A 12,576-nucleotide genomic window follows, 5' to 3' on the forward strand; every position below is an offset into this window, starting at 1 on the left:
GTGGCGTACGTCAGAGAGACGCGGCCTTCTTGGCGATGGCCGACTTGCGGTTGGCCGCCTGGTTCTTGTGGATGACCTTCTTGGAGGCAGCCTTGTCGAGCTTCTTGGTGGCCTCGCCGGCGAGCTTCTTGGCGTCGTCGGTGTTGCCGGCCGTCACGGCCTCCTCGAAGCGGCGTACGGCGGTCTTGAGGGCCGAGCGCACGGACTTGTTGCGCTCGCGAGCCAGCTCGTTCTGCCGGTTGCGCTTGATCTGCGACTTGATATTCGCCACGGGGCAAACCTGTTTCTCTCGAATGTGTGAATGCTGCGAAAAAGTTGTTGGACGTGCCGAGGCACGCGACCGCCAACTCTATCAGTGAGCGGCCCGCGCTCTCAAATCGTCGCCCCGGCGACCCGGGCCTGCCCTGCAGGTTCTCGTCATTCCGCGGCGCGTCGTCGCTCGTTGTGCGACGCTGAATTTCCCCACCCTCACCACCGGAGAGGACCGTGCATGCCGGCTGACGAGACGATCCGGGTGTCCGCCGCAGATCGGCCCGTCGAGGTGACCGGCGACGGTGACCTGACCGAGGCATTGATCGCCACGGACATCTGGTCCGACCGCGAGGTCGCGGCGGCCGGTCTCCCGGTCATCGAGGTGCCGTTCGTCACCGTGGGTGCGGGGATCGGGTCGTTCGTGACGTTCGACTACCTGCGGATAGCCGGTGTGGACAAGAGCGACATCCGAGTGCTCGGTGTCAACGAGACACCGTGGTCGACGTACGAGTACCTGACGCGCAACTCGCAGATTCCGCGATCAGAGCGGCTGAGGTCGGACTCCGCCTCCACGCCCGACAACATCTGGGGATTCCCGAGCTATGCGGTGCGTGAAGCGTTGCGGGCGAAAGGGCTCAGGGCCAAGGTCGCACCGCTGTGGAATGTCCTGACCGAGCCCATCCTGAGTGACTACTACACGCCTCGCGCTGGTCAGGCGTTCGAGTCCATGGAGCGCGAGACCGCGCGCGTCGGCTACTTCGACTGTCTCGACCAGGGCCTCGTACGCATGGTGAGGCGGCGCGAGGGCGGAGGCTACTTCACGGTCCTGACGCCGCCCGAAGGAACCACGCCCACCCGCCGAGTCGTCTACAAGAGCCGCTGGGTCCACATCGCAGTCGGCTATCCGGGACTCAAGTTCCTCGACGACCTGCAGGAGTACCGCGACCGGCACCAGGACTTCGCGAGCGTGGTCAACGCCTATGAACCCCACGAGGGTGTGTACGAGGAGCTCAGACGCCGACCGGCGACCGTGGTCATCCGGGGCAGTGGGATCGTGGCATCGCGCATCCTTCAGCGACTGATCGATGACCGCGACCAGCACGGCGCGCAGACCGAGATCGTGCACGTGTTCCGCACCTACGTCAGCGGTTCGCACGGCCCCAACATCCTGATGCGGCGCCGTGGCGGGGACGGGTGGGCGTACCAGGGCTTCAACTACCCCAAGTCCGTCTGGGGTGGCCAGCTCAAGGCCCGGATGCGACGCCTCGAGAACGGTGACCGCGCGGCCCTCTACAAGGCCATCGGTGGGACGAACACGCCCGTGCGGCGGCTCTGGCAGGAGCAGCTGTCCCGCGGCCGTGCGGAGGGGTGGTACCGGGCCGTGACGGGTCGGGTGGAGTCAGTCGAGCCCGCGCAGGACGGCGGGACGGTCACCCGGATCGACACGTCGCACGGCGTACTCGAGCTCAGGGCGAGCTACGTGATCGACTGCACGGGTCTCGAGGCGGACATCACCGAGCACCGGCTCCTCGCAGATCTCCTCGAGCACAGTGGAGCCGGTCGCAACCCGCTCGGTCGGCTCGACGTCGAGCGCACCTTCGAGGTGCGCGGGACGACAAGCGGGACGGGCAAGGTGTACGCGTCCGGGACGGCGACCCTGGGCGGCTATTTCCCCGGCGTGGACACGTTTCTCGGCCTGCAGATCGCCGCCCTCGAAATAGCTGACGATCTCGCACGACAGGGCTTCGGTCGTCGCATCGGTCCGTGGCGATCGATGCGCGAGTGGTTCCGCTGGGCCCGAGGAAAGGCGATCTGAGTCATGGTCCCCACCCTGAGTGGTCGAATCCAGACCCGAATCTTCCTCATCGTCGTGATCGGCGGGCTCTGGGCCCTCGTGATCGGGCCGCTCCTGCCCGGCGGCGGTTCCACAAGCGACAAGTACCGGACGATGTACGCCATTCTGCTGATCGTCGTGGTGCTGGGCGTCGGGTGGGAACTGGTCTATCACGGGCTGCAGCAGTTCCGCTGGGAGAAGGACTGGCCGACACTCTTCGGCCTGCTTCTCGGGATTCCCGAGGGACTGGTCGCGTTCTGGGTCGCCAGGACCGGAGTCCTGTCGGATGCCGAGCACGTCTCGGTGGCAGCGTTCGTTGTCGGCTTCGGCACGACATGGCTCGTGACGTGGCTCTTCGTGAACGGGCCGATGCGGGTCTTCTCGGTGCACTGGCGGTTCAACGGCGGGCGGTTGGCATGAGCCCACCGGCGTCCATCAAGCCCAGAGGAGATTGACATGGTCGGGTCCCTGTTCAATGTGTCCGTCGTGCCGGGGATCGGCGTCGTGGCCCGGCAAGGTCCTGCCGTGCTCGTCGCGAACCCGGTCAGCGCGATGCACGAGCAGTTCGTCGACCAGTTGCTGGCGACGCTCGCCGAGGCGGCCACGGACCAGCGAGTGCACGGTCGCGTCCTCGTGCGTCGGGTGGCGGCGTCTGTCGCCCTCGCGACACCCGAGGACGTCCCCGCATTCGGCCTCGTCACGCCTCTCGACGACGACCTGGTGGCACTGCTTGCCGGCGACGTGCGCCTGCGCATCACTCGCGAGGACGGCGATGTCGAGCTGTCCGGAACGGACGCCACGACCTATCTGGAACAGATCATTCGCGGGCAGTTCCGGGAGCTGCTGCTGACGTACGTCACGGACGCGACTCCTGATCCGCGAAGCAGCCTGACAGCTGGTGTCATCCGAGGTGCGGGCGTGCTGCTCGTGCCCGCGGACCCGTCAGCGGTGACCCTGCCCGACGAGTCGACGCGGGTCGATCTCTCGTCGGTCGAGGTCCCATCGGACGACGGGCGACGATCCGAGCCCGCCGAGTCCTCCGCGCACGAGCCGGACGCCGATGAATCGGCGGCCACCCCGGAGGTGGAGGAATCGGCACGTGCGTTCGTGTCCATCCCGTTGTTCGGCGACGAGGCGGAGGAGGAGCAACCACAAGACGCCGGGCCGGGGCAGGCCGACGGCGAGCACGCTGAGGCCTCCGTCGAGGTCGAGGTCGAGGGCATCGTCTGCGCGCGCGGCCACTTCAACAACCCCGAGTCCCGATTCTGCGCACGGTGTGGGATCTCGATGGTTCACCAGACCCACCACCTGGTGAAGGGCGTACGCCCTCCGCTCGGGGTCCTGGTCACAGATGATGGCGCGGTCCACGCCTTGAGCGCCGATGTGGTGATCGGGCGCGATCCCGAATCTGCGGACGACGTCGTGGCAGGCTCCTCCAGAGCGCTGTCGATGGAGGACACGGGCGGATCGATGTCCCGGGTCCATGCCCGGATCGTGCTGCGGGGGTGGGACGTCCAGGTCGTCGACGCCGCCTCGGCCAACGGGACGTTCGTCGCCCCCAGTGCGGACGCCGAATGGTCACGCCTCGAACCGGGGGTGCCGACCGCACTGCTGCCCGGTTGGCGCATCTCGATGGGTGGTCGCACGCTCACGTTCGAGTCCCACCAGAAGCACTGACGCTTGTCACTGTTTCGTCAGGACGAACTTCGTGACGTTCTTGCGGGGATCGCTGTGATTGCAGTTGACGTACTTCGAGTACGAAGCGGTCACCGTGACGGTCGACGTCATCGGGCTCGGTGGCGTCCCCGCGTTTGCGACGAACGGCGCGTATGCCACTCGATACGTGACGAGCACGCTGCTGCCGGGGGTTTCCTTGCCTGTGACGGTGTCGACGCAGGTCGCGGTCTGGGACTCCTGGGGCGGGGGTTTCACCGTGAGCGTCTTGCCGTCCCAGGCGTACTGGTACGTCGACCCGGAGCTCGACTTGACCGTTCCGGAGCAGGCATATCCCTCGCACGTCGAGTCGAAGGTCCAGACGAAGCTCTCCTTCTGCCCGACCGACTCGCCGTCGAACTCGGTTGAGGTGATCGTGGTGTTGAGGTCCCACACGCCGCTCGGAGCGCCGTCGGCGAACGCCTTGACCTTGGCTGCCTCGGCCTTCTGTGCGGCTACCTTCTTGGCAGCGGCCTTGTCGGCCTTCACGTCGGCCTGGTGGTCGGAGTAGGCGTTGGCACCCACGATCCCGCCGCCGACCACCACGACGGCGGCGATGCCGGCGGCGACAGCCTGCTTGACGCTGAGCCCCAGGATCTTGCGGGGTGCGGCGGATGCGGCGGCGGCTCCTGGTGAGGCACCACCTCCCGTGGAGAGGGTGCCGGCGTCGACGATGACGGTCTCGCCGGCAGCCGCGCCCACCACCCCGGCGCCGCCCGCGCCGGTGGCCACAGCGGCTGTCGTGGCGGCGGCGATCGAGGCTATCGATGCGCGAGCGAGCCAGCCCGCGCCGAAGCGCGACTCGGCGGCTGCTTCGAGCTCGGCCAGGAAGGCAGCGGCGTCAGCCGGCCGGTTGGCCGGGACCTTGTCCATCGACCGCGTCACGAGTGACAGCAGCTCGGGCCCGTGGTTGCTGAGCGTGGGAGGTGCGGCTTCCGCGTGCTGCCTGATGACGGTCGCCGGATCGGCGCCGGGATAGGGCGGCCGGCCGGAGAGCAGGGCGTACAGCACAGCTGCAGCCGAATAGACGTCCGATGCCTTGATGACCGGTTCGCCACGCGCTGCCTCGGGTGACATGTATGCCGGGGTGCCCTGCGCGCCGGTGCCTCCGACCGGGGCAGCGAGTCCGAAATCGACCAGCATCGAGGTGCCGTTGAGGTCGGCGATGATGTTGGTCGGCGCGATGTCGCGGTGGACCAGGTTCTTGTCGTGCGCGTGCGCGAGCCCCATGAGTGCCCCGCGGATGACCCCCACGGACTGCTCAGGAGTCAGGGAACCGTGGTGGGAAAGGATCTGCTCGAGGGTTGACCCGTCGACCCACTGCTCGGCGATCCAGACCCGGTCAGGCTCCTCGACGAAGTCGTACACCTTCACGATGTGCTCATCGTCCAATGACGCGAGCATCTCGGCCTCGCCGCGCATGCGGGCGACCAGCCCGGGAACGTCGCGCAGCGCGGCGCTGAGCTCCTTGATGGCCGCTTCACGGCCGAGGTCGGTGTGCCGGGCCCGGTAGACCGTCCCGGTCGTTCCGTCGGCAACACGGGCGACGACTTCGTATGGGCCAAATGATGTCGGCATGGTGGATCCTCGGCGTGATCGATCCCCCCGAGGACGGGCAGCTACCTGAAAACCGTAACTCCGATTCGCACTGGTGAAGGACAAACGCGAAAACAGGGGAGCGACCTGCGCCAAAACCTCGGCCGCGCGCCGCCGCCCTACCTATACTCGCGGCCATGGCGGCTGGCGATCGACCGGTTCCGTCCGGATACGAGTTCGTGCGGGTCCTCGGCGCGGGCGGCTTCGGCGAGGTCGTCCTTGCCCGCCAATCGGCACTCAAGCGTCTCGTCGCGATCAAGCGCATCCACGCGTATGTCCTGGCCGACGAGGACAACGTGAGGCGCTTCGAACGTGAGGCGCGAGTGTTGGCCGCGACCGAAGGCCAGCGAATCGTGCGCGTCTACGACCTCATCCGCTCGAACGACGGGGTCGACCTCGTCATGGAGTATGTGCCCGGCCGCCCGCTTTCGGACCTGCTCGATGCCGGCCCGCTGCCCGCAAGCGAGGCGATCGTCGTGCTCCGGGACGTGGCATCGGCACTGTCGGTGGCTGCGGCGCACGGCGTCGTGCACCGGGACGTCAAGCCAGCGAATGTGTTCGTGCAGCCCGACGGGCACGCCAAGCTCGGCGACTTCGGATTGGCGCGCGCCACGGCCGATCCGTCGGTCTTCCGCACGAGCAACGGCCTGGCGATGGGGACGCCCGCCTACTTCCCGCCCGAGCTCGGCCAGCAGCTCTCGGAGCCGGACGAGCGGTCGGACGGCTACAGCTTTGCCGTGATGGCTTACGAGACCCTCACCGGCACCAAGCCGTTCACCGGGAAGGATGCGCTCTCACTCATCACGGCGCACTGGCGGAAGACTCCGCCGGATCCGGCCACGATCCTGCCGGGGTTTCCCGCATCAGCAGCGGAGGCGCTGCTGCGGGCGATGGATCGCGACCCGGCCCTCCGCCTGTTGCCATTGGAGCTGGTCGAAGAGCTGTCCCGGGTCAAGCCCGAGCACTGGCCCGCGGTGACCCGATCGATGCCGGCCGTGCCTACCGTCGGCCGGTCAGATCCCACGATGCAGGGGGCTGCGCCTCCCGGTGGCCCGCAAGCCTCCGTCGCGAGCCGGCCCCCGGGGAGATCCCGAGGCCGCTGGCTCGCCGTGATCGCGGCCGCCATCGTCCTGGCTCTGGCCGCGACGGTGCTGGTCCTGGTGCAGCGTGTCGGTGAGCCGGAATCTCCGCTGCGCATCACAGGAGTCGACGTCGTGAGCGTGCCGGCCGACGGTCGTGGCGCCTGCCCCGGAACGGACTTCCGGTTCGATGGCACGATCAGCACGAATGGCCGGCCAGGCCGGCTCGTCCTCCGGTGGGAGCGCCCGGATGGTGAGCTCACCGGCGTACGTACCGTCGACCTGTCGGCCGGCCAACGAGAGGTCACAGTGCGGCTGGAGTTCGGGGTGACTGGCTCGCGTCCGCTCGCAGGCTCGGCTCGACTGCAGGTCACGGCCCCGAGCGCCGTCGAAGGCAGCAGGGCCATCCGATACAGCTGTGAGGACGGCTGACCGGTCAGGGGTCAGGCCGAAGAGTTGCGCTTGGCCAACCAGGCCGCGAGCCGCTCGCCCGGGTCGCCCGCGGCGGAACGGACGGCAAGCACCGTGGGATGCGCCCGCAGCGCTGCGCGCAGTGACTCGTCGCGCTGCCAGTCCGACCAGCCGACCACCGGCACGGTGCTGTTCGTCGGAAGTGTGTCGAGAGAGGTGAGCCGGGCCGCCGGAATTCCAGCGGCCTCGAGCCGGGCCGGAAGCTGCCCTGCGCGGCGACTCCCGCGACGATCTTCCGGGACGAGCACACCGAGCGACAGTGCCGCCCGCGAGAGCATGCGGCACGACTGCTCGACCGCCGCGATGCCGTCGTTGCTCTGACCGGGAACCACGACGAGGTGGGTTGCCGACTCCAGCAGCCCAGCCGGACCCAGATCCGCGGGCTCCTGGTCGATGGGTGCCTGGCCGACGAGGACGACGACGGTGAGGTCGGATGCGGCCAGGAAGGACTCGATGCGTAGGTGATCGCTGTCGTCCAGCACGACCACGTCGGCGCTGATCGCGTTGGTCTGCGCGGCGAGATCAGCCACGACATCCTGGGAGAACTGCGACCGTACGACCACCGGCACTCCAGAGCGCCCTGCTCGGGCGGACAGGGCCTGCATCGATTCGAACGACTCCGCCACGGCGACCAGCTCGCTGGTCAGCCCTGAGCCGACCTCCACGGCGGGGAGCGCTGTCTGGACGTGCGTGATCACGAGCTGGCTCATCGGCTCGTCCCCGATGAGCGCCGCGGCGACATCGACCAGGTCCTCGGGATCGGCGGTACCCGTGCCGTCGACAGCCGCCACGACGCGGTAACCCGCTGCGTCGCCGAGCGCCTCACGCTCGGCCTGTGCGATCTCCCTGGCGACGACCGCGTCGGGATAGACCAGCCGTAGCAGGGGCTCGGTCATGACGGTCGTGATGATCGCCATCAGGACCATGATGGTGAACAGCCGGTCGTCGAGAACCCCGACCGACTTGCCGACCGACAGGATGACCAGCTCGGTGAGGCCGCGGGCGTTCATGAGAATGCCGACGGCCGCTGCGCGTCGGGTCGGGACGCGGGAGGCGCGGGCGGCCAGCGCTGCACCAAGGAACTTGCCGACGCAGGCGACGGCGAGGACCGCGGCGAGCTCGACCAGGCCTGAGCTGCCGAGGTCGTTGATGTCGACCTGCAGCCCCGTGACGATGAAGAACACCGGCAGGAGGATCAGGACCGTGAGCTGCTCGACCCGCTCGAGGATCTCGTTCGTCAGCTGGGCTGCACCTTCTCGCGGCATGATCGCGCCGAACAGGAACGCGCCGAAGATCGCATGGATGCCGATCTCGTCCGTGATGAAGCTGCACACCAGGATGCCGACCAGCACGACCGAGAAGATGTTCGGCGTGAGCCGACCGGCAGCGTCGCGGTAGGTCACGAGCCTGCGCAGCTGGGGCTTGACCACCAGGAACATGACCGACACGAAGGCCAGCGACTCCACGAGCATGACCACCAGGTCGGACGGACCCGTCGAGCGGACGATCGCGAGGACACCCGCGAGCATCGTCCAGGCGAGGACGTCGTCGACCGCCGCGCAGGCCAGCGCGAGGGCTCCGACCTGCGTTCGCTGGATGCCGCGCTCGGCGAGTATTCGTGCGAGCACCGGGAACGCGGTGACGGACATGGCTGCGCCGATGAACAGCACGAAGGGGAGAAGCTCGACGCCTCCTCCATCGTGGGAACCGTGCAGCCACAGCGCCAGCAGGGCACCCATGCCGAACGGGAGCACGATCGACGACACCGAGATGGTGGCGGCGATGCGACCCTTGCCACGGATGAGTCCCAGATCGAGCTCGAGTCCGACGATGAACATGAAGATCGCCAGCCCGAGCGCGGCGATGACGGACAGGTGGGGGCGCACCTGCTCGGGGAACAACGCCTCGGTGGGATTGCCCGGGAGGGTGCCGAGCAGCGACGGGCCGAGCACGAGTGCCGCGACGATCTCGGCGACGACTGCGGGTTGTCCGATCCGGCGGAACAGCAGACCCATGATGCGTGCGATCACGACGATCACGGCGATGTCGAGCAGGACGACAGCGGCGATCTCCGACGGTGTCTCTGGGTGCATCGCTGGCTCCGAGATCTCGGGTGCTGCCTCTAGCGGCCGAACGTATCAGCGGCCCGTCGGGATGTTCGCAAAACGGCTGATTGGCCTCCTGACGCGTCCGCGGCGTGCAATCCTGACGACGATCAACGGAGGAAGGCCATGGAAGGGATCGCGGACTACCGCTTCGTGCGGTCACTCTCGGAGGGTGGCCACGGCACGTTCTTCCTGGCCGAGGCGCCTGCACGACTGGGGCTGGCCTCGCCGCAGGTCTGCGTGAAGGTCCTGCCCGGCGCCGACAACGCCGATGGGCTCCGACGAGCGACCCGGGAGCTTCGCGCATTTGCGGCAGTGTCGTCGCCGTACCTGGTGACCCTGCTGGACGCGGGTCAGCAGGACGGCTCCTTCTTCTACGCGATGGAGTACTGCCCGCTCGGGTCCTTGGCGGAGTCGGCCCCGCGCCTCGACCGGACCGCAATCGTGACCGCAGTCGCCCAGGGCGCTCGTGGGGCGCAAGCCCTGCACGAGGCCGGCCTTGTGCAGCGGGGGATCAAACCGGCCAACATCCTCCTGCACCAGGAGGGTGCGCGGCTGGCGGACCTCGGACTGGTCCAGGCTCTGGACCCGGCGAGCTCGATGACCGGACTCGGCGCGATCGGTGCGGTCGAGTTCATGGACCCGTCGCTGCTGTCGGGGCACGAGGCATCGGTCGCCACCGACCTGTGGTCGTTGGGAGCCACGCTGCACCGGGCGCTGACAGGGCAGGGGATATACGGGGACATGCCGGTCGACGACCCGCTGTTGTGCGTACGGAAGGTGCTGACCGGCACGCCGACCATCCTCGCGTCGCTCTCACCCTTCGACACCGACGTCATCGGCAGGTGCCTGTCCCCGAACCCCGACGACCGTCCGGCCAGCGCCCTGGCGCTCGCGCAGGAGCTCGAGGCATCCGTCTGAGCCTGGCGGGGGAGGCCGGGTGGCACGAGCATGCCCGGGGTGATGGGACAATGGGGTCATCATGAGCAACAGCCCCGTTCCCCAGCCCGGGGCCACCGACCCACAGGTCCTGCGTAACTTCTGCATCATCGCGCACATCGACCACGGCAAGTCGACGTTGGCCGACCGCATGCTGCAGCACACCGGTGTCGTCGATGGCCGCGACATGAAGGCGCAATACCTCGACCGCATGGACATCGAGCGCGAGCGCGGCATCACGATCAAGAGCCAGGCCGTGCGCATGCCGTTCACCAAGACCAGCGGTGACGACGCCGGCACGGTCTACATCCTCAACATGATCGACACGCCCGGCCACGTCGACTTCACCTATGAGGTCAGCCGCAGCCTCGAAGCGTGCGAGGGCGCGATCCTGCTGGTCGACGCCGCGCAGGGCATCGAGGCGCAGACGCTCGCCAACCTCTACCTCGCGATCGACGCGGACCTCGACATCATCCCCGTGCTCAACAAGATCGACCTGCCCGGTGCGCAGCCCGAGAAGTACGCCGCGGAGATCGCCGGCATCATCGGCGGCGACCCCGACGACGTGCTGCGGGTCTCGGCCAAGACCGGCCAGGGCGTCGAAGAGCTGCTCAACCTGATCGTCGACGAGGTGCCCCCGCCCAAGGGCGATCCCGACGCACCGCCGCGTGCGCTGATCTTCGACTCGGTCTACGACACGTACCGAGGCGTCGTGACGTACGTCCGCGTGGTCGACGGCAAGCTCTCGCACCGCGATCGCATCAAGATGATGTCGACCGGAGCTGTGCACGAGATGCTAGAGGTCGGCGTGATCTCGCCCGAGCCGGTCAAGGCCAAGGAGATCGGCGTCGGCGAGGTCGGCTACCTCATCACCGGCGTCAAGGAGGTCCGCCAGTCCCGTGTCGGCGACACCGTGACGTCCAACATCCACGGCGCGACCGAGCCGCTCGGCGGCTACAAGAACCCCAACCCCATGGTGTTCGCCGGGCTCTACCCGATGGACGGCGACGACTATCCGACCCTGCGCGACGCGCTCGAGAAGCTGCAGCTCAACGACGCGGCCCTCGTCTACGAGCCCGAGTCGTCAGGCGCGCTCGGCTTCGGCTTCCGCATCGGCTTCCTCGGACTGCTGCACCTCGAGATCGTCCGCGAGCGTCTCGAGCGCGAGTTCAACCTCGAGCTCATCTCGACCGCGCCCAACGTCGTCTACCGCGTCGACATGGAGGACGGCAGCGAGCACCTCGTCACCAACCCGTCCGAGTACCCCGACGGCAAGATCGACAAGGTCTACGAGCCGGTCGTGCGCGCCACGGTGCTGAGCCCGACCGACTACATCGGCACGATCATGGAGCTGTGCCAGGCACGCCGCGGCCAGCTCATCGGCATGGATTACCTCTCCGAGGACCGCGTCGAGATCAAGTACACGCTCCCGATGGGCGAGATCATGTTCGACTTCTTCGACGCGCTCAAGAGCCGCACCAAGGGCTACGCCTCGCTCGACTACGAGCCGACCGGCGAGCAGGCCTCCGACCTGGTCAAGGTCGATGTGCTGCTGCAGGGCGAGGTCGTCGACGCGTTCAGCGCGATCGTGCACCGCGACAACGCGTACGCCTACGGCGTCTCGCTCGCCTCGAAGCTCAAGGAGCTCATCCCGAGGCAGCAGTTCGAGGTGCCGATCCAGGCCGCGATCGGCGCCCGGGTCATCGCCCGCGAGAACATCCGCGCGATCCGCAAGGACGTGCTCGCCAAGTGCTACGGCGGCGACATCTCCCGCAAGCGCAAGCTGCTCGAGAAGCAGAAGGAGGGCAAGAAGCGCATGAAGATGGTGGGTCGCGTCGAGGTCCCACAGGAAGCCTTCATCGCTGCCCTCTCCACCGGCGACGCCGACAAGTAGCCTCGGCCCGCGGGCCGATACCCTCTGGTCCCATGTCGTTCGTCGAGTCCGTCAATGTCGGCCGCACCGTTGACGTGCCGTGGGGTCAGCTCAAGCGGACGGCGATCGACAAGCGTCCGGTCGACGGCCCAGTTCAGGTGCACCCATTGGGCGTGGGTGACGACGAGGTCGCCGACATCCAGCACCACGGTGGCGCGGTCCAGGCCGTCTACGCGTACGCCCGTGAGGACCTCGACGTGTGGGAGGGACTCCTGGGACGAGAGCTCCGGGCCGGGCAGTTCGGTGAGAACCTCACGACGCAGGGCATCGACCTCAACGCCGCCCGGGCGGGGGACCGGTGGCGCATCGGCGGAACCCTTCTCGAGCTGTCCGGCGTACGCATTCCGTGCTCGGTGTTCCAGGGGTTCATGGACGAGCAGCACTGGGTCAAGCGGTTCGTCCTCGAGGGCCGGCCGGGCGCGTACTTCCGGGTGATCAAGGCCGGCACGATCCGGGCGGGTGGCGCGATCGAGGTGGTGGAGCGCAGGGCCCACGATGTGACGGTTGACCTGCTGTTCCGTGCCTTGACGACCGAGCGCCACCTCATCCCACAGCTGGCCGAGGAGCCTCGTCTGGACGCGTTCGTGGCGCGTCGTTTGGGTGCGCGCAGCAACAACCCAGCGAGGTGACTCAGAGGTAAGTTAGGGTGATCGC

10 protein-coding genes are annotated in these 12,576 nt (G+C 67.9%); 7 read left to right on the forward strand and 3 right to left on the reverse strand.

From position 1 onward, the window contains the following. Positions 1-10: 10 nt before the first annotated feature. Positions 11-271, reverse strand: coding sequence for a 30S ribosomal protein S20 (rpsT, locus tag AC1DVU_RS09420; protein WP_056212949.1), 261 nt, complete (start codon positions 269-271; stop codon positions 11-13). Between the two features lie 219 nt (positions 272-490). On the opposite strand from rpsT, the gene AC1DVU_RS09425 reads away from it, so the two are divergent. Genes AC1DVU_RS09425 through AC1DVU_RS09435 form a run of 3 tightly spaced genes read left to right on the forward strand, consistent with a single transcriptional unit; the run spans position 491 to position 3,763 of the window. Next, positions 491-2,068 carry a hypothetical protein gene (locus AC1DVU_RS09425; RefSeq protein ID WP_476922175.1) on the forward strand — a complete coding sequence of 526 codons (1,578 nt, stop codon included), beginning with the start codon at positions 491-493 and terminating at the stop codon, positions 2,066-2,068. Between the two features lie 3 nt (positions 2,069-2,071). Beyond that, positions 2,072-2,506: a hypothetical protein gene (locus AC1DVU_RS09430; protein WP_476922176.1), complete on the forward strand. Its 435-nt coding sequence runs from the start codon at positions 2,072-2,074 to the stop codon at positions 2,504-2,506. Between the two features lie 36 nt (positions 2,507-2,542). After that, the gene (locus AC1DVU_RS09435; RefSeq protein ID WP_476922177.1) at positions 2,543-3,763 is read left to right on the forward strand and encodes an FHA domain-containing protein; all 1,221 of its coding nucleotides are present in this window, start codon (positions 2,543-2,545) and stop codon (positions 3,761-3,763) included. A gap of 6 nt (positions 3,764-3,769) precedes the next feature. Here AC1DVU_RS09435 and AC1DVU_RS09440 read toward each other — a convergent pair whose 3' ends face one another. Further along, entirely contained in the window at positions 3,770-5,377 is a 1,608-nt protein-coding gene (locus AC1DVU_RS09440) for a serine/threonine-protein kinase (protein WP_476922178.1), read from the reverse strand. Between the two features lie 155 nt (positions 5,378-5,532). On the opposite strand from AC1DVU_RS09440, the gene AC1DVU_RS09445 reads away from it, so the two are divergent. Beyond that, positions 5,533-6,906: a serine/threonine-protein kinase gene (locus tag AC1DVU_RS09445; RefSeq protein ID WP_476922179.1), complete on the forward strand. Its 1,374-nt coding sequence runs from the start codon at positions 5,533-5,535 to the stop codon at positions 6,904-6,906. Positions 6,907-6,917: 11 nt separating this feature from the next. Here AC1DVU_RS09445 and AC1DVU_RS09450 read toward each other — a convergent pair whose 3' ends face one another. Further along, positions 6,918-9,038, reverse strand: a complete 2,121-nt coding sequence (locus AC1DVU_RS09450; RefSeq protein ID WP_476922180.1) for a cation:proton antiporter domain-containing protein — start codon at positions 9,036-9,038, stop codon at positions 6,918-6,920. 138 nt (positions 9,039-9,176) lie between these two features. Between AC1DVU_RS09450 and AC1DVU_RS09455 the strand changes: the two genes are divergently transcribed. The 3 genes from AC1DVU_RS09455 (at position 9,177) to AC1DVU_RS09465 (ending at position 12,551) form a co-directional block, all read left to right on the forward strand. Continuing rightward, positions 9,177-9,971, forward strand: a complete 795-nt coding sequence (locus AC1DVU_RS09455; protein ID WP_476922181.1) for a serine/threonine-protein kinase — start codon at positions 9,177-9,179, stop codon at positions 9,969-9,971. A gap of 61 nt (positions 9,972-10,032) precedes the next feature. Further along, a complete protein-coding gene (gene lepA, locus AC1DVU_RS09460; RefSeq protein ID WP_476922182.1) occupies positions 10,033-11,883 on the forward strand; it encodes a translation elongation factor 4 in 1,851 nt (616 codons plus the stop codon). Positions 11,884-11,915: 32 nt separating this feature from the next. Further along, positions 11,916-12,551: an MOSC domain-containing protein gene (locus AC1DVU_RS09465; RefSeq protein ID WP_476922183.1), complete on the forward strand. Its 636-nt coding sequence runs from the start codon at positions 11,916-11,918 to the stop codon at positions 12,549-12,551. Positions 12,552-12,576 lie beyond the last annotated feature (25 nt).

Source organism: Aeromicrobium sp. P2_G6 (assembly GCF_056403535.1).